The organism is Pseudomonas sp. 01L34 (assembly GCF_056400265.1).
Map to the genome: position 1 here is coordinate 305,213 of NZ_JBFTSX010000007.1, position 17,420 is coordinate 322,632.

The window sequence follows — 17,420 nt, forward strand, 5'->3', positions numbered from 1 at the left end:
CCCCAAAGTCTCTGATGTATCAAAGATCTTGTGAGTGCTACGCACTCAAACGGGGGCAAGCCCCCTCGCCACAGCCCGCTCCCACTGTTGATCAGTGCTGATAGCTCAACTCGTCTCGAGAATCGCCACTTCCTCCGGCACTTTCACAAAAATGCTGTACTTGGCACCTTCCATCGCCTCGAACGCGATCAGTTTCTCCACCAGCGGCCCGTTCAACACCTTGCCGGCATTGAGCAGCAGCATGCCGTTGTCGGCATTCAGGTTGCGCGCCAGGATCATGCCCGCCGCCAAGTCCCGGGTGGTCAGCACCTTGACCGTCGGATCGGCCAGCGTCACATCGCTCAGGTAAGCAGCACAGACCTTAATGAAATCCTCCACCAGTTCCGGGTCATAGAGCCGACCGGCGTACTGGCGGATATACACCAGGGCTTCATCGCTGTTCATCTGCCGTTCGAGGATCAGCCCGCGCTGCAACTCGATGAAATCCACCGCCAGTTTCAGCAACCGTGAACCGAGCGGAATGGCCTCGCCCTTGAGCCGATCGGGAAAACCGCTGCCGTCCCAACGCTCCTGGTGATGCAGGATCAGCCGCGCGGCATCTTTCATCGGGTCGAGCGTCATCAGCAGCGACTCACTCTGCTTCGGATAACCCCGATAGCGCTCGCGGTCATTGTGATGCAGCAGATCCGAAGGCGTGCTCATCATGCTGTCGGTCCAGCTCAATTTACCGATGTTGTAGAGCGCCGCCGCCATGGTCAGGTCTCGACTGGTGGCTTCGTCCAAGTAATGGAGTTTGCAGTACACCCGCACCAGTTCGATGATCTGCCGGTTGGTCTGCTTGGCAGGTGGCAGGCGCAGGTTGGCCAGCAACGAAAACACTTCCGTGCCGGTGACATAGCTGCGTTTGAGCTCTTCGTAAGCCAGGTCCAGCATGTCAGCGGTCTGTTGCAGCTCGCTGGTGCGGGCCGCGACGTGTTTTTCCAGGGTGGTGTTGAGCAGCTTCAGTTTTTCGTTCTGGTCCCAGGTCTCCTGCACCAGACGCAACCGCTCACGCTCGGAATACTGATAGGCCAGCGATTGCCGCAGCGTCAGCAGCATTTCCTCATCGTGCCAGGGCTTGCTGATGTAACGATGGATCTGCCCTTCATTGATGGCTTTGATAATGGCCGAGGGGTCGGCATAACCGGTCAACATGATCCGGGTGGTGTCGGGGTAGCGCTGATGGACGTGGGCCAGCAGCGTGGCGCCGTCCATATTGGGCATTCGCGCGTCACTCATCACCAGATCGACCGACCGCTGCTCCATGATTTCCAGGGCCTGGGCACCGCTGGTGGCCAGCAGCACCTCATAGGGCTGGCTGCGCAGCAGGCGGCGCAGGCTGTTGAGAATCGACTCCTCATCGTCGACCAGCAGTAACGTGGGTTTATCGGTCACAGTCGTGGGGAGCTGCTCTTCCATGGCGATACCTCAAGTGAAACCAGCCTCTTTATGTCAGGCGCGAAAAAACTTCCTCTGACTTTCCCGAGCCTGAGCTACAGGCTAGATGATTTTCCGACCGACTCCGCAAATGATTCGTTTCAGTCAACCGGGCGAATATCCGACCGGACGACTATGCTCAGGTCACTCGGATCCAAACGATGCCCGCTCCGTCCTGCACTCAGGGAAGGGATACCCTCTATGAGCTCATCGCACCAAACTGCTGTCGGTACAGGCGCATGTCAGTGAATACGCTGCTTGCGCGGACTAATCGTCGGATTCTCATCGTCGACGACACCGCGTCGATCCACGAGGATTTCGCCAAGATTCTCAGCCCGTCATCGATCGAAGACGACAGTCTGGCCAGCGCTGAAAACGCCCTGTTCGGCACCCCCGTGTCGGTATCGTCGCAAGGTTTTATCATCGAATCCGCGTTTCAGGGCCGTGAGGCGCTGGACAAGGTCGAGACCGCGCTGGCGAATGACTCACCCTACGCGATGGCCTTCATCGACATGCGCATGCCGCCGGGCTGGGACGGCCTGGAAACCATCGAACGCCTGTGGCAGGTCGATCCCAAGCTGCAAGTGGCGCTCTGCACCGCGTATTCCGACTATTCCTGGGAAGACATCGACGAGCGCCTGGATCTGGGCGATCGCCTGCTGATCCTGAAAAAACCCTTCGATGCCATCGAAATCCGCCAGATGGCCAGCGCATTGACCGCCAAGTGGCAAATGACCGAAGACGCGGCGCTGAAGATGTCCCTGCTGGAGCAAGCGGTCGAGGAGCGCACCCGGGAGCTGTCCGACGCCAACATCATTGTGCAGAACAGCCCGACCATTCTGTATCGGCTGCGCGGCGAACCGTCGTTTCCGTTGATGTATATCTCCCACAACATCACCAAATACGGCCACATCGCGGCGGCCCTGGTGGCTTCTTCCAACTGGGCTCAGGAGCTGATCCATCCCGACGACCAAGAGAAAGTCGACACCGCCATGGCGCGGGTGCTGGACCGCCATGCAGCCGGTGCTTCCATCGAATTCCGGATGCGCACCGGCGACGGTGACTGGCGCTGGGTCGAAAACCGCTACATCCCGGTGCGCGACGATGAAGGCCGCTTGCTGGAAGTCGAAGGCATCATCATCGACATCACCGAACGCAAACTGGCCGAGGAAAAGATCGCCCTGCTGGCCCGCACCGACGGGCTGACCGGGCTGGCCAACCGCGCGACGCTGATCGAGCGCCTGCATCAGGCGTTCGCCGCCGCCCGGCGCGGGGCCACCCCGTTCGCCATGTTTTACCTGGACCTGGATCACTTCAAACGCATCAACGACACCCTGGGCCACCCGGTGGGTGACCTGTTGCTGCAGGAGGTCGCCCGACGGATCAAAACCTGCGTGCGGGAAAACGACGTGGTCGCCCGTCTGGGGGGCGACGAGTTCGCGATTCTGCAATTGGACGTCGGCGATCCGACCCAGTCAGCAGCCCTGGCCGCCAAGGTCCGCGATGCACTGGTGCTGCCCTACTCCCTGGCCGGCAACGACGTGCGGGTCTCGGTCAGTATCGGCATTAGCAGCTACGCCCAGGTCAGCCTCAGCGCCGACAGCCTGTTGACCCAGGCCGACATGGCGCTGTATCGCTCCAAGGAAAAGGGCCGCAACCAGTACCACTTCCATTCCGAGGAAATCAATCAGGAAGTGGTCGAGCGCATGACCATCGCCAACGACTTGAAAACCGCCATCGAACGCGACGAGCTCGAACTGCGTTACTGGCCGGAAGTAGACCTGAGCAGTGGCAAGATCCTCGGCATGGAAGCGCAGGTCAGCTGGAATCACCCCATACGCGGTTTACTGGAAGCCCCCGCATTCCTGCCCGCGGCGGAAAAGACCGGCATCATCATCGCCCTCGGTCACTGGGTGCTGGAGCGCGCCTGTCGGCAAATGCACCAGTGGCGCGATGAAGGCATGGCACCACCGGTGGTGGCGATAAAACTGTCCCTGGCCCAGCTCAAGAGTGGTCCCGAGCTGATCTATGACGTGTTGCGCACCACTGCCCGCTGGGATCTGTGCCCGTGGGACCTGCGTTTCGACGTCACCGAAGCGACCCTGGCCCAGACCAAGTGGACGCACAACGATATCCTGCCACGCCTGCGTGAGCTGGGGGTGAAGATCGCCATCGATGACTTCGGCACCGAATACTCTTCGTTCGACTACCTCAAGACTTACCAGGTCAATCACCTGAAACTCGCTCAGGCGTTCATCGACACCGCCGCCCACGACGCGGCCAGCGCCACCACCTTGCGGGCCATTATCAATTTCGCCCGCGACGTCGGGATCGGCATCATCGCCGAAGGTGTCGAAACCCAGGAGCAACGTACTTCGCTGATGGCCACCGGTTCACCGATGAATGCCCAGGGCTACTACTTCAGCAAAGCGGTCAGCAGCCAGCAGGCCGCCGAACTGTTGAAAGCCGGGAGCATCGTGTGCGCGAATCACAATCCCGGAGCAATGCCGGGTGATTCGCAACGTGCCACGGAGGACAAGGAATGAAAACTCCGTTCATCCAGGCCAACCGGCGCATTCTGATCATCGATGACACGCCCTCGATCCATGAGGACTTCCGCAAGATCCTGGGCGCCGATACCGACGATGAACTCACCCTCGCCGGCACTGAAGCCGCGCTGTTCGACACCCCGCAAACGACTCGGCTGGTCTTCCAGCTCGACTCCGCCTATCAGGGCCAGGAAGCACTCAAACTGGTCAAGCGGGCCCAGGCAGAAGGTCGCCCTTACGCCATGGCGTTCACCGACATGCGCATGCCGCCTGGCTGGGATGGTCTGGAAACCATCGAGCGGCTCTGGAAGGTCGACCCTAACCTGCAAATCGCGCTGTGCACGGCGTTCTCCGATTACACCTGGGAAGCCATGGCCGAACGGCTGGAGTTCGGCGATCAATTGCTGGTGTTGAAAAAACCTTTCGACAGCCTGGAAATCCGCCAGATGGCCAGCGCCCTGACCTGGAAGTGGCAGATGGCGCAGGACGCGGCGATGAAAGTACTGAGCCTTGAGCAAACCATCGAAGCCCGGGTCCATGAACTGCTCAAGGTGTCTCATCTGTTGCAGTACGACGTGTTGACCGAGCTGCCCAACAGCACCTTGCTGGGTGACCGGCTGAACCAGTCCCTGGCCTTGTCCAGACGCCATGACAAACAACTGGCGGTAATGTTTCTGGGGCTCGACCGCTTCAAGCGGATCAACAATGCGTTGGGCCACCCGACCGGTGACGAGATGCTCAAGCGTGTCGGGCAAAGCCTGGTGGCCTGCGTGCGCGCCTCCGACTCGGTGTTTCGCTACGGCTCCGACGAATTTGTGGTGATCCTGGCCGACATCCACCACCCCCAACAGACCAAGGGCATCGCCGAAAAACTGTTGAACGCCATACGTGCGCCCCAGCACGTCGCCGGGCACGACTTGAGCGTGACGGCCAGCCTGGGCATCAGCATCTATCCCGATGACGGTTTCGATGCCATCGCACTGATCAAGAAAGCCGAAACCGCGATGCGCAACGTCAAGGAAAGCGGCCCCAACGATTTCAGCTTTTTCATCGATGAGATGAACCAGCGCGCGCGGGAACAGCAGACCATCGAGTCGGGGATTCGCCTGGCACTGGAGCGGAACGAGTTTGTCCTGCACTACCAACCGAAACTCGACCTGGGCAGCGGCAAGGTGGTCGGCGCCGAGGCGTTGATCCGCTGGCAAAAACCGGGGCACGGCTGGATCTACCCGACAGACTTCATTGCAGTGGCCGAAGACAGCGGCTTGATCGTGCCGTTAAGCAAATGGGTGCTGGCCCAGGCCTGTCGGCAAGCCCGTACCTGGCAGGCAAAAGGCCTGCCGAATCTGTGCATGTCGGTGAACGTGTCGGCCATCGATTTCCGCCAGCGGGATTTTGTCGACGGCATCGAACAGATACTCCAGAACACAGGCATGGACCCGGCCTTGCTGGAGCTGGAAATTACCGAAGGCGTATTGATGCAGAACGTCGATGCCACGATGGTCGCGCTGAGTCGGCTCAAGGCATTGGGGGTACGGCTGGCCATCGATGACTTCGGCACCGGCTATTCCAGCCTGAGTTACTTGCAACGGTTTCCCATCGATGTACTGAAAATCGATCAATCGTTCATTCGTGGCCTGGGCCGTGACAGCAACGACGCGGCTCTGGTCGGCGCCATCATCAGCCTGGGCAAAAGCCTCAATCTGACGGTCATTGCCGAAGGGGTGGAAACCCTCGAACAACTGAATTTTCTCAAGGCGCTCCATTGCGAGGAAGGCCAGGGTTACTACTTCAGCAAAGCCGTGGAGCCGGACGCCTTCGTGCAATACCTGACCTCCGTAAAGCCCCTCTCCTGAACGATGTGCAACGACACACAGGCCCTGAGCCAAGGAATCACAAGATGTCACGTTCCTTCTGCAACTTGCTCCTTGCGCCTCTACTCGGTTGTTGTCTGATAGCCAGTGGCGCACCGCTGGACGAACCGCTCAAACCCTTGCCCGCAGTGCCCGAGCAGAATCCCTTGCAAGTCGAACTCGGTCGCCGGTTGTTCAACGAACCACGGCTGTCGGTCAACAACAGCCTGTCCTGCGCCAGTTGCCATCGTCTGGAAATCGGCGGCGCCGACGACAAGGCATTGTCCACTGGCTTCAAGGGCGATCCCTTGACGATCAATACCCCGAGCGTGTTCAACGCGAGCCTGAACTTCCGGCAATTCTGGAATGGCCGCGCCGATTCTCTGGAAACCCAAGCCCACGAAGTGGTGCAGAGCCCCAGTGAAATGGGCAGTCATTGGGAACAAGTGGTCCAGATGCTCTCCGCCGACCCGGATTACAAAAACGCTTTCACCAAGGCCTACCCGGACGGCGTCACCATGAACAATGTGCAAAGTGCCCTGGCCACCTACGAGCGCACGCTGATCAGTGCCAACTCGCGCTTCGACCAATACCTGTCGGGCAATACCGAGATCCTCACGACTGACGAGAAATACGGTTACCAACGTTTCAAAGACTACGGCTGCATTGCCTGCCATCAGGGGGTGAACATCGGCGGCAACATGTTCCAGAAATTCGGGGTCATGGGTGATTACTTTCAGGCTCGTGGCAACCCCACCGAAGCCGATCTGGGCCGCTATCTGGTCACCAAGGCCGAAGAGGACCGCAACGTGTTCAAGGTGCCGAGCCTGCGCAATGTCGCCGTGACCGCGCCGTACTTTCACGACGGCTCGGCTAAAACCCTCGAAGAAGCGGTAGACGTGATGTTCAAGTTCCAGCTCGGTCGTGTGCCCTCCGACAAGGACAAGGACCTGATCATCAAATTCCTCAAGACCCTGACCGGTGAATGGGGAGGCAAACCTTTATGAAAACATTCCCCCGTCGCAACCTGGCACTGCTCGCAGCCGTGGCCGTGCTGCTGGCCTCGACGCTGTTGTTCCTGTACCTCAAGTCCAGCTCGAACGAGACGTCGACCTACGCCGAATCCCGGGACCTGATCGGTCGGATCAAACAGTTGAACGCGCAATGGGAAACCGAGATTCTCAAGGCCAGGATCGCCATCAGTCACAACTACGATCCACTGGTGACACCGCTGAGCGAGATGACGCGCCTGTGGCAGCGGTTCGAGAGCATGGAGTCCAATCACGGCCGCAACGACACGCCGACCTGGCGTGCCAGTCATGAGGCATACCTTGCCGCCATCCAGGAAAAAACCCGGCTGGTGGAGCAATTCAAATCCCACAACGCGGTGCTGCGCAACTCACTGGCGTTCCTGCCCACGGCCGAAGACGACATCCAGCAACCGCTTGCCCAACTGCCTGATGAAGACAAGCTGCAACTGCAGAACATCGCCACCGACACTTACGACTTGCTGCTCAGCAGCCTGGAATTCGCCCAGGTCACCTCCGACGATAAAGCGGCGGATATTCTGCTGGGGATGAACAAACTGGGGGTTAACAAGCAACGATTGCCGGAGCAGTTTCACAGCCCGATCGATATTTTGAGTAACCACGTCACCCTGATCCTGCGTGAGCAACCGGTGGTCAATCGGTTACTGGAAAACATCGAGGCCATTCCCGTGGCCGAACGACTGGACGACATTACCAGCCTGCTGAACGAAGACCAGCAGCAAACCGATGCCATCGACCAGCGCTACCACTTCTACATGCTGGTGTTTTCGACGCTGCTGGTGCTGGTGCTGGTGTACCTGGCAATCCGCCTGATGCGCAGCTTCGGGGAGACTCAGCGGGTCAACAAGGAACTGCAAACCGCCAACGAAGTCCTCGAACAACGGGTCGAAGAGCGCACCCGCGAACTCAAGGATACCCAGAGCGAATTGCTCGACACCGCGCGTCAGGCCGGCATGGCCGAAATCGCCACCAACGTGCTGCACAACGTCGGCAACGTGCTCAACAGCGTGAATATCTCGGCCGATCTGGTCAGCCGCCGGCTGCGTAGCAGCAAGGCCCAGGGGCTGGGCAAGGCGATGCAGCTGATCAACGAGCATCAAAGCGACCTCGGCACTTTTCTGACCCAGAACGAAAAAGGAAAACTACTGCCAGGCTATTTGAATCAACTGGTGGAGGCGATTGCCCTCGAACAGCAAGGCATGACCGAGGAACTCGCGCAGTTGAGCAAAAGCGTCGATCACATCAAAGACATCGTCGCCACCCAGCAGTCCTACGCGGGGGCCAACAACCTGGTGGAACCGCTGTACATCAGCGAATTGCTCGAGGACGCCCTGCGCATGAACGCAGGCGCCTTGACCCGGCATCACGTCACGGTGGTCAAGGAGTACGGCGACGTACCGCAAGTGATGGGCGACAAGCACCGCTTGTTGCTGATCCTGATCAATCTGATCAGCAACGCCAAATACGCCATGTCCGACCTCAGCAACCGAGCCCGACAGATCACCCTTGGGGTAAAAGTCGTCGAGGACACGATCCTGCAAATCAGCGTCAAGGATGACGGCGAAGGCATTGCGCCGGAAAACATGACGCGGATCTTTGCCCACGGTTTCACCACCCGCAAGGAAGGCCACGGCTTCGGCCTGCACAGCTGCGCGCTGGCCGCGATCGAAATGAACGGCCACCTCACCGCCCACAGCGACGGGCCGGGCAAGGGCGCCCTGTTCACCTTGCAGATCCCGTTGAACCCCGTCATGGAGGAAGCATGAGCGACCTATCAAACCGCCGCATTCTGCTGATCGACGACACCCCGTCCATCCATGATGACTTTCGCAAGATCCTCACCCCGACATCAGCCAAACATGCGGAACTGGACGAAATGGAGGCCGCGCTGTTCGGCAGCGAAGTGAAATCCACCCAACCGCTGTTCGAACTGGATTCGGCCTACGGCGGTCAGGAGGGCCTGGGCAAACTCGTCCAGGCCTTACAGGAAAACCGCCCCTACGCCTTGGCCTTCGTCGACATGCGCATGCCCGAGGGCTGGGACGGTGCACAGACCATCGAACACCTGTGGCAGGAAGACCCGAGCCTGCAAGTGGTGGTGTGTACCGCCTATTCCGACTATTCGTGGGATGAACTGCTGGAGCGCCTGCACGCCCACGACCGCCTGCTGATTCTGAAAAAACCGTTCGACAATATCGAAGTCCAGCAGATGGCCAACACCCTGCTCACCAAATGGGACATGACCGAACGGGCGTCTATCCAGATGAGTCATCTGGAGCATCTGGTGGATCAGCGCACGACCCAGTTCAAGCAGGCCAGCGAAGCATTGCAGCGGGAAATCGACGAGCGCAAACAGCTGGAAAGCCAACTGGTGCAGTCGGAAAAACTCGCCTCGCTGGGGCAACTGGCGGCGGGTGTCGCCCATGAAATCAATAATCCCATCGGCTTCATTTCCTCCAACCTCGGCACCCTCGATGGCTATTTCAAGCAACTGCAGACCATGCTCGATGCCTATCGGGAGGCGGAGGCGGCCATTACCTCAAGCGAGGTCCTCGAACGTCTCGGCCAGCTCCGGGAAAAGGTCGAGCTGGAGTTTCTGCGCGAAGACATTCCGCTGCTGATCAAGGAGTCCAAGGACGGCATCAATCGGGTCGGGCAGATCGTCAAAGACTTGAAGGACTTCTCCCGCGTCGACTCCAATCAGGAATGGCAGTGGACCAACCTGCAACAGGGCATCGAGTCGACGCTGAACATCGTCGCCAATGAACTCAAGTACAAGGCCGATGTGGTGAAGGAGTATCAAACGCTGCCTGACATCGAATGCCTGCCGTCGCAGATCAATCAGGTGATCATGAACCTGATCGTCAACGCGTCTCAGGCCATGGGGCCGAAACGGGGCACCATCACCCTGCGTACCGGGCTTGAAGGTGAAACGGTGTCGATCGAAGTCGCGGACACCGGATCAGGCATCGAACCGGAATGCCTGCAGAAGATATTCGACCCGTTCTACACCACCAAACCGGTGGGCCAGGGGACAGGGCTCGGGTTGTCCCTGTCCTATGGCATCGTGAAAAAACACCGGGGCGACATTTCGGTACGCAGCGAAGTCGGCGTGGGTACCACGTTTCGGGTCGAGCTGCCGGTGCGCCAATCGAAAGCGGCTGTCTGACCAGCCGAGCAAGGGATCAAATCTCAATCCAGGCTGTTTTCGTTTATTCTCCAGGCGCAGAATGCCTGACGCTCTGTGCTTACACAGGAGATCTCTGTGGCGAGGGAGCTTGCTCCCGCTGGATCGCGAAGCGATCCCAAAACAGGCAATGCGTTCAGTCAGACAAATCCCGTCAGCAGGTTTTGCGACTGCTGCGCAGCCGAGCGGGAGCAAGCTCCCTCGCCACAAAAGCCTGTATACCACGGTCCTATATGACCGAGTCCGAACCCAAGGAAACCGTATGAGCCTGTCACTCCTGAGCCGCTACGCCTTCTTTGCCGTCTGTGTGATATTCACCCTCGCCAGCCTGCCCTTCCTGGCATACGACTGGCTCTGGCCGATCGCCGCCGTCACCGGCGTCCTCAGCCTGGTGGGCCTGTTCGACCTGCTGCAAAGCCCTCATGCGGTGCGCCGCAACTACCCGATCCTGGGCAATATCCGTTATCTGGTGGAGGGCATTCGCCCGGAAATCCGCCAGTACCTGCTCGAATCCGACAGCGATGCCCTGCCCTTCTCCCGGGCCCAGCGTTCGCTGGTGTATTCGCGGGCCAAGAACGAGAGCGCCGACAAACCTTTCGGCACGCTGATCGACGTGTATCAGTCGGGTTTCGAATTCATCGGCCACTCGATGCGCCCGGCGCCGTTGAGCGACCCGAGCAGTTTCCGGGTGATGGTCGGCGGCCCGCAATGCACCCAGCCGTACTCGGCGTCGGTGTTCAACATCTCGGCCATGAGCTTCGGCTCCCTCAGCGCCAACGCCATTCGCGCGTTGAACCAGGGCGCCAAACTCGGCAACTTCGCCCATGACACCGGCGAAGGCAGCATCAGCCCCTATCACCGGGAAAACGGCGGCGACCTGACCTGGGAACTGGGCAGCGGCTACTTCGGCTGCCGCACCGCCGATGGGCGCTTCGACCCGGAACGCTTCGCCGCCCAGGCACAGAACCCGCAAGTGCGGATGATCGAAATCAAAATGAGCCAAGGCGCCAAACCCGGCCACGGCGGGATTCTGCCCAAGCACAAAGTCACCCAGGAAATCGCCGAAACCCGTGGCATCCCGATGGGCGAAGACTGCATTTCGCCGTCGCGCCACAGCGCGTTTTCCACGCCGATCGAAATGATGCACTTCATCGCGCAACTGCGTGAACTGTCCGGCGGCAAACCGGTGGGCTTCAAGTTCTGCCTGGGCCACCCGTGGGAATTCATGGGCATCGCCAAGGCCATGCTGGAAACCGGCATCCTCCCGGACTTCATCGTGGTCGACGGCAAGGAAGGTGGCACCGGCGCCGCGCCCGTGGAATTCACCGACCACATCGGCGTACCGATGCGTGAAGGCCTGTTGTTCGTGCACAACACCCTGGTGGGCCTGAACCTGCGGGACAAGATCAAACTCGGCGCCAGCGGCAAAATCGTCAGTGCCTTCGACATCGCCAGCGTCCTGGCCATCGGTGCCGACTGGGCCAACTCGGCGCGCGGCTTCATGTTCGCCATCGGCTGCATCCAGTCACAAAGCTGCCACACCAACAAATGCCCGACCGGCGTCGCCACCCAGGACACCCTGCGCCAGCGCGCGCTGGTCGTTCCGGACAAGGCCCAGCGCGTGTACAACTTCCATCGCAATACGCTGAAGGCCCTGGCCGAAATGCTCGCCGCCGCAGGCCTCGACCATCCTTCACAGCTGTCGGCCAAGCATCTGGTGCGACGCATGTCGGCGACCGAGATCAAGCTGTTCTCGCAGCTGCATGTGTTCTTGAAACCGGGGGAATTGCTCACTGGCGAAGTGAACGGCGAGTTTTATTCGCGGATGTGGCAGATGGCACGGGCGGACAGTTTTGAGCCTAACGAAACGGCTGCCGCATAGGGTGTTTTTGCGCGCCGACCTCAACGGTTGGCGCTCCCTCCAGAATGAACAAACGAGCCTCACTGTCTCCCTCTTTCAACGTCAGCACCTGTTTCCAGTGTTCGGGAAACAAGGCGTCATGTTCAGGGCGCACATAACCCGTTACCCACCAGACCCTCTTGGCGTTCAGTTTCAGGGTCGAAAAGTCATTGAAGAGAATCCAGAGCAGGTGGCGGGGAATGAGTGCCCAACCACCGTATTCGGCGGTTCCCCACAGGGTGCCGGTCGGCGATTTGACGACGTATAGCCTTGGTTGAATGCCGGTGGCGTTGTAGTAGGTGAACGGCAAGTACCAATACAGGTTATCCACAATGATCTCGTCACCCGGACGCACCTCGCGACCAAGACCTGCGACCACGGCGTCCAGTTTCGCGTCTCTGCGAATGCTGGTGCCGTTCATCTCATCCGTTTGTGCGTAAATCGCCGACAGCCCGTGCACTTCCACCAAGACAATAAAAACCATGGCGACAGCAGCAAGGACAGCGTGGCGTTGGCTCAATGCGTCCAGCGCGAGCGCAACGATAAGGGGCAACGCAGCGGCGGCGAATACCAGGTACCTGGCATTGAAAACCGGCACGATCAGCGACACCAGAAACACGGTCAGCGCCGGCACAAAGAAATAGCCCACCAGCAAAACACTGAAGGGTCGCTCGTTGCGTGCCTTGAACAGTACGGCAGCGGCGCAAACCATGATCAAAACCAAGGGTGTCACGCGCCATAAGTCACTGGTCGAACCCTCCATCACCACCAGTTGCCAAACGAAGGCCAGCACCGTCGGCCAGGTCAGCGGCGGTATCCATTCGAGCCCATCCATTCGCAGCAATTGACTGACGAGAGGCGGTGCCCACGGCAGGTACAACACGACGATTGCACTGTTGGCCAGTATCCACGCACGTACGGGGACCGTGTCCTGGACCTTGCGCACTCGCCACCAAAAAAGCCAATGCACCAACACGCACAATGCGGCGAAGTAGTGCGTGTAAAAAGCCGCCGTCATCAGCAGCACGTAAACGGCCGGGTAACGCTTTTGATCCGGCGCCTTGACACAGCACACCAGCGCCACAGTCGCCCCCATCAGCCAAAACCCCAGCAAGGTATACATTCGCACTTCCTGGCTGTAGCGCACCGATATCGGCAGCAACGCCAACAACAATGCTGCGATCCATGTCGCCCTTCGCGTCGCCAACAGGCTCATCAATTTAATGCCCAGCAACAGCGTGCCGACATCAGCCAGTGCGCTCAGGGACCGCGCAGATAACACGCCATGACCGAACAGCACCATCCAGTAATGCAGCAAGACATAGTAAAGCGGCGGATGAACATCCCGAGCCGTCGTGGCCCAGATGTACGCAGGCGAGCCCTCGGCCAGCAGTATGCTGTAAGCCTCGTCGTACCAGATGACCGGCACGGTGATGGCGTGAAATCTCGCCAACAATGCGATCGCCAGCACCCCCAGCAAACCCGCACCGTCGGCAACCCCGGATGGCAAGCGTTTGAGATAGATCACAGGAGCGCTCACCGTTTCACCACGCAAGCGTGGCGATCGGCGTCGGCTCTTTCATCACGATAAAACCGTAGTCACCCAACAGATAGAGGTTGTAGAACTTGTTATCCACCAGCGGTGGATAACCCTGATAACCCATCAACGTCGCGTTGCGTCGCTCCCGCTCCGCGACCACGTTGGTGATGCCCGCTTTCGGCAGGTTTTCCGCCAGCATGTAGAAGTTGATGTTCAGCAGATAATGCAAAACCGGCATCCGCTTGAACGAGCCCGCAGCCTCCACCAGCCAGTGATCGGAATAACTCACCGACATGTAAATGCGCTTGGCCTCGCGCAGTTGCCGATGGGATGCAATGTCATGCCCCAGGGAAAACAACGCGCTGGAAGCGAAGGTGTTCTGCACCGACAGTACGCGACCATAGCCGTAGGACAGCGAAAGCATGGCCAGCAACGGAACCACCAACAGCAGCGTCAGCCGCTCATGAATATGTGCCAGCGCCAGATGGCTCAAATAGAACAGCAGCACCAACAGCACTGCGAACCCCATCAAGGTTCTGGCGCCTTCATTGAAATCCCGGAAAAACAACACAGCCCCCGACACTAGAAAAATCACGGTCGGCACAGTCAGCACACACGCCAGGCCCATCAGCACTTTTCTCAACGCCGTGTCCTGGCGTGCCACCACGTTCCGGGCCAGCTGCACGCTGCCCGCGATGGCGCACAACAGCAGCACGGCGAACACCCAGGTGAATCCACCGTGAAACAGCAGCACGACTTTTTCCAGCACGCGGCCGATGTTGATTTCCAGTTGCAGCCAGGGTGCTGCCGCCCAGTTCAGGAACAAAACACGGGTCTGATCCATGTATGGATAAGCGGTGACGCTGTAGATCAAGCCGCCGAGCACCACCTGGGCGAGTTTCCAGCCGATCAACTCGCACCATTGCGGCCAGGCCCATTTATCGTTCGCGCCCCTGAGCAGTTCGAGGCAACACAGGCCCAGAAATACATTAATACTCACCTGATAGAGCCCCAGCCCCAGGGCAATCAGGAAGGCCGGCACCAGCCATTGCAGGATGCGCGAAGGATGACGAAACGTGATCGCATAGATCACCGCCACCAGGCTCAAGGCATTGGCCGGTCCGTCGTATTGATACGACAGGTTCTGCAGGAAGAACGGGTTGTACCAAAGCGGCAACACCACCATGCAGCAGGATAGCGTCGGCTGCGGGTAGTAATGAAACGTCAGGCTGGTCAACGCAAAAGTCATGGCCAGGGAGGCGATCAACAGCGGCAATGGAAAGATGTTCGGTGCGGCATCGCTGAAGGTCAGCGCGTTGTAAAACAGCTCGGTGAATAACCGCCCCTGCCCCACCCAGTCCGTGCCGGCGGACAGCGAACGCCAGTTGTCATCGATGTAGGGATAGTCGGCGAGGATCAGCGGAATGACATAGATCAGCGTCGCGAGTTGAAAAAACAGCCAGACCCGACGACGGCCGATTTCGCCGCTGAAAAAATCGCTCAGTCTGCCCATGCTAAAGCCCGACCCGGTCTTTGCCGCCGATGACGTCTTTGATCACATACCGGGGCCGATGCTTGGCTTCGATGTAGATGCGACCGACATACTCTCCAAGAATGCCGATGCCGATCAGTTGCACACCGCCCAGAAACAATATGGCCGTCATCAATGAAGGGTAACCGGGGACGCTGTTGCCGAAGAAAATCTTGTCCAGCACCATGTACACCGCATACAGCACCGCGAAGATTGAAATGCCGCCGCCGATGTAAGTCCACAACTGCAAGGGTACGGTGCTGAACGAGGTAATGCCTTCCAGCGCCAGGTTCCACAGCTTCCAGCCATTGAATTTGCTGCGTCCCGCCACCCGCTGGGCCCGCTCGTACTCCACCACCACGGTGGTGAAACCGGCCCACGAAAGAACGCCTTTCATGAACAACTGATGCTCGGGGAGTGCGCGAATCACATTGACCACCTTGCGGTCCATGAGGCGGAAATCCCCGACGTTCTCTTCGATACGGGTGTAGGAAATCCTGTTCAGCAGGTGGTAGAACATTGCCGCACTGTGGCGTTTCAAATAACTGTCGCTGGTACGATCCCGGCGTTTGGCGAGCACCACATCGGCACCCTTTTGCCACTCGGCAATCAACCGCGGGATGACGCTGATCGGGTCTTGCAGGTCCACGTCCATGGGGATCACCGCATCGCCGGTGGCATACTCCAGCCCGGCAAACAACGCCGGTTCCTTGCCGAAGTTGCGCGAGAAATTGATCAGCAATACCTGTTCATCGACCTGGGCCAGCGCCTTGGCCTGCTCAGCCGTCTGATCGGTACTGCCGTCGTTGATGAACACGATCTCGACTTCATAAGGGTCAAGTTTCAACTCACGACGCACCGCCTGGTGGAACAGACTGATCGCCTGCTCTTCGTTGAATACCGGGACAATCAGCGAAACCTTCACGTTTCACACTCCTGAGAACCGAAGTGTAGATGCTCGCCAGATGCCATCATGGGGAGTTCTGGTGCACGGACAGTCCGGCAGACCGACGGCCACGCCGTTCGATCCGTTCGCTATAAGCATCTGAGACATTCGGTAATATCCAGTCTTTTGCAATTGCCTGTGAATAACGGCACCCTGCGCGCCGCCAATGTGCGGCGCCCCCTCTTTTGCGGCGCCGGCAACTCCTTATTCAACAGCCCGTTCAAGAGCCCGCCTTCATGACGTCTGGACGCGATCACCGAATCGACTTTTTCCGCGGCCTGGCCCTGATCTTTATCTTCTGGGACCACGTGCCGCAGAACCCGCTCGCGCAGTTCACGGTGCGTAACTTCGGCTTCAGCGATGCGGCGGAGATTTTCGTGTTCCTGGCCGGTTACGCGGCCGTGCTGGCCTACGGCAAGATCGCCCGGCGCGACGGGCTCATGGTCGCCACGGTGAAAATCCTGCGACGCGCCTGGGTGCTTTATGTAGTGCACATCTTTTTGCTGGCGCTGCTGATGGGCATCGTGTTTTTCGCCAACAGCCACGTGGAAACCCGCGATCTGGTGCAGGAAATGGGCTTGCAGTATTTCCTCAGCAATCCGCAGCAGGCGTTGATGGACGAGTTGCTGCTGCGCTTCAAGCCGAACCTGATGGACCCGTTGCCGCTGTACATTCTGTTGCTGCTCGGCCTGCCGCTGGTACTGCCGATGCTGCTGCGCAAGGCTGAATACGTGGTGGGGCTGTCGGTGGTGTTGTACCTGCTGGCGCCATGGTTGCAGTGGAACCTGGCGGGCACCGACGGGGGCGTGTGGTTTTTCAATCCGATGGCCTGGCAGCTGCTGTTTATTCTCGGGGGCGCGGCGGCGATTCACCGGCAAAGGCCTCGGGCGCCGCAACCTCGACCGCTGACTCGACAGCCGGTTTTCATCGCGGCTCTGACCTATCTGGTAATGAGCGGGATGATCGCGCTGTCGTGGAAATGGCCGACCGTGCATGACGAGTTCATGCCCCAATGGCTCGGCGAATGGCTCTATCCGATCAGCAAGACCAACCTCTCACCGGCGCGTCTGCTGCACTTCCTCGCCCTCGCCTACGTCACCGCCAGGTTGTTGCCGAACACGGGCTGGACGCAACACTGGCTGGCGCGACAAAGCTGTCGCATGGGCCGATATTCTCTGGAGGTGTTTTGTTTTGGTGTGTTGCTGGCGCCGTTGGCGGACATGCTCAATGCCTTGGGTGGGAACGTATTGGCGATGCAGCTATTCAGCGCAATGTTGGGGGTCGGATTGATGGCGTTGCTGGGGGTTTGGCTGGATTTCAATAAGCGGTTGAATGTGCCGATACCCGTGGCAGCCGTTTAAATGCAAAAGCCCCGATCATTCTGACCGG

Annotated in this window: 11 protein-coding genes; 7 read left to right on the top strand and 4 right to left on the bottom strand. The window is 59.1% G+C overall.

Going from position 1 to position 17,420, the window contains the following annotated elements:
- Nucleotides 1-105: 105 nt before the first annotated feature.
- On the bottom strand, nucleotides 106-1,458 hold the full coding sequence (gene nosR, locus AC1DQM_RS23185; RefSeq protein ID WP_019581571.1) for a response regulator c-di-GMP phosphodiesterase, NosR family: 1,353 nt from the start codon (nucleotides 1,456-1,458) through the stop codon (nucleotides 106-108).
- 257 nt (nucleotides 1,459-1,715) lie between these two features.
- Between nosR and AC1DQM_RS23190 the strand changes: the two genes are divergently transcribed.
- From AC1DQM_RS23190 to AC1DQM_RS23215, 6 genes are all read left to right on the top strand, one after another.
- Entirely contained in the window at nucleotides 1,716-4,022 is a 2,307-nt protein-coding gene (locus tag AC1DQM_RS23190) for a GGDEF/EAL domain-containing response regulator (protein ID WP_018926632.1), read from the top strand.
- Nucleotides 4,019-5,881 carry a putative bifunctional diguanylate cyclase/phosphodiesterase gene (locus AC1DQM_RS23195; RefSeq protein WP_064616301.1) on the top strand — a complete coding sequence of 621 codons (1,863 nt, stop codon included), beginning with the start codon at nucleotides 4,019-4,021 and terminating at the stop codon, nucleotides 5,879-5,881. Before AC1DQM_RS23190 ends, AC1DQM_RS23195 begins: the two co-directional genes overlap by 4 nt.
- Nucleotides 5,882-5,925: 44 nt before the next feature.
- Nucleotides 5,926-6,885, top strand: a complete 960-nt coding sequence (locus AC1DQM_RS23200) for a cytochrome-c peroxidase (RefSeq protein ID WP_477746911.1) — start codon at nucleotides 5,926-5,928, stop codon at nucleotides 6,883-6,885.
- Nucleotides 6,882-8,693, top strand: coding sequence for a DAHL domain-containing protein (locus AC1DQM_RS23205; protein ID WP_230139328.1), 1,812 nt, complete (start codon nucleotides 6,882-6,884; stop codon nucleotides 8,691-8,693). The genes AC1DQM_RS23200 and AC1DQM_RS23205 overlap by 4 nt, the downstream gene beginning before the upstream one ends.
- Nucleotides 8,690-10,096: an ATP-binding protein gene (locus AC1DQM_RS23210; RefSeq protein ID WP_086946077.1), complete on the top strand. Its 1,407-nt coding sequence runs from the start codon at nucleotides 8,690-8,692 to the stop codon at nucleotides 10,094-10,096. The genes AC1DQM_RS23205 and AC1DQM_RS23210 overlap by 4 nt, the downstream gene beginning before the upstream one ends.
- A gap of 280 nt (nucleotides 10,097-10,376) precedes the next feature.
- Nucleotides 10,377-11,996 carry an FMN-binding glutamate synthase family protein gene (locus AC1DQM_RS23215; protein WP_018926637.1) on the top strand — a complete coding sequence of 540 codons (1,620 nt, stop codon included), beginning with the start codon at nucleotides 10,377-10,379 and terminating at the stop codon, nucleotides 11,994-11,996.
- On the opposite strand, the gene AC1DQM_RS23220 is transcribed toward AC1DQM_RS23215, so the two are convergent.
- From AC1DQM_RS23220 to AC1DQM_RS23230, 3 genes are read right to left on the bottom strand one after another with little or no spacing between them, the layout of a single operon-like run.
- Nucleotides 11,974-13,569, bottom strand: a complete 1,596-nt coding sequence (locus tag AC1DQM_RS23220; protein WP_477746912.1) for a glycosyltransferase family 39 protein — start codon at nucleotides 13,567-13,569, stop codon at nucleotides 11,974-11,976. The two genes, AC1DQM_RS23215 and AC1DQM_RS23220, sit on opposite strands and share 23 nt — an antisense overlap.
- The gene (locus tag AC1DQM_RS23225) at nucleotides 13,559-15,067 is read right to left on the bottom strand and encodes a glucosyltransferase domain-containing protein (protein ID WP_477746913.1); all 1,509 of its coding nucleotides are present in this window, start codon (nucleotides 15,065-15,067) and stop codon (nucleotides 13,559-13,561) included. Before AC1DQM_RS23225 ends, AC1DQM_RS23220 begins: the two co-directional genes overlap by 11 nt.
- Nucleotide 15,068: 1 nt before the next feature.
- The gene (locus tag AC1DQM_RS23230; RefSeq protein ID WP_019651333.1) at nucleotides 15,069-16,010 is read right to left on the bottom strand and encodes a glycosyltransferase family 2 protein; all 942 of its coding nucleotides are present in this window, start codon (nucleotides 16,008-16,010) and stop codon (nucleotides 15,069-15,071) included.
- 257 nt (nucleotides 16,011-16,267) lie between these two features.
- On the opposite strand from AC1DQM_RS23230, the gene AC1DQM_RS23235 reads away from it, so the two are divergent.
- Nucleotides 16,268-17,392, top strand: a complete 1,125-nt coding sequence (locus tag AC1DQM_RS23235; RefSeq protein ID WP_138866879.1) for an OpgC family protein — start codon at nucleotides 16,268-16,270, stop codon at nucleotides 17,390-17,392.
- Nucleotides 17,393-17,420: the final 28 nt, after the last annotated feature.

Bases quoted from the DNA above. Each gene is read 5' to 3' on its own strand.
- AC1DQM_RS23215 (WP_018926637.1), top strand. From the start codon at position 10,377: ATGAGCCTGTCACTCCTGAGCCGCTACGCCTTCTTTGCCGTCTGTGTG.
- AC1DQM_RS23200 (WP_477746911.1), top strand. From the start codon at position 5,926: ATGTCACGTTCCTTCTGCAACTTGCTCCTTGCGCCTCTACTCGGTTGT.
- AC1DQM_RS23195 (WP_064616301.1), top strand. From the start codon at position 4,019: ATGAAAACTCCGTTCATCCAGGCCAACCGGCGCATTCTGATCATCGAT.
- AC1DQM_RS23210 (WP_086946077.1), top strand. From the start codon at position 8,690: ATGAGCGACCTATCAAACCGCCGCATTCTGCTGATCGACGACACCCCG.
- AC1DQM_RS23190 (WP_018926632.1), top strand. From the start codon at position 1,716: ATGTCAGTGAATACGCTGCTTGCGCGGACTAATCGTCGGATTCTCATC.
- AC1DQM_RS23225 (WP_477746913.1), bottom strand. From the start codon at position 15,067: ATGGGCAGACTGAGCGATTTTTTCAGCGGCGAAATCGGCCGTCGTCGG.
- nosR (WP_019581571.1), bottom strand. From the start codon at position 1,458: ATGGAAGAGCAGCTCCCCACGACTGTGACCGATAAACCCACGTTACTG.
- AC1DQM_RS23205 (WP_230139328.1), top strand. From the start codon at position 6,882: ATGAAAACATTCCCCCGTCGCAACCTGGCACTGCTCGCAGCCGTGGCC.
- AC1DQM_RS23235 (WP_138866879.1), top strand. From the start codon at position 16,268: ATGACGTCTGGACGCGATCACCGAATCGACTTTTTCCGCGGCCTGGCC.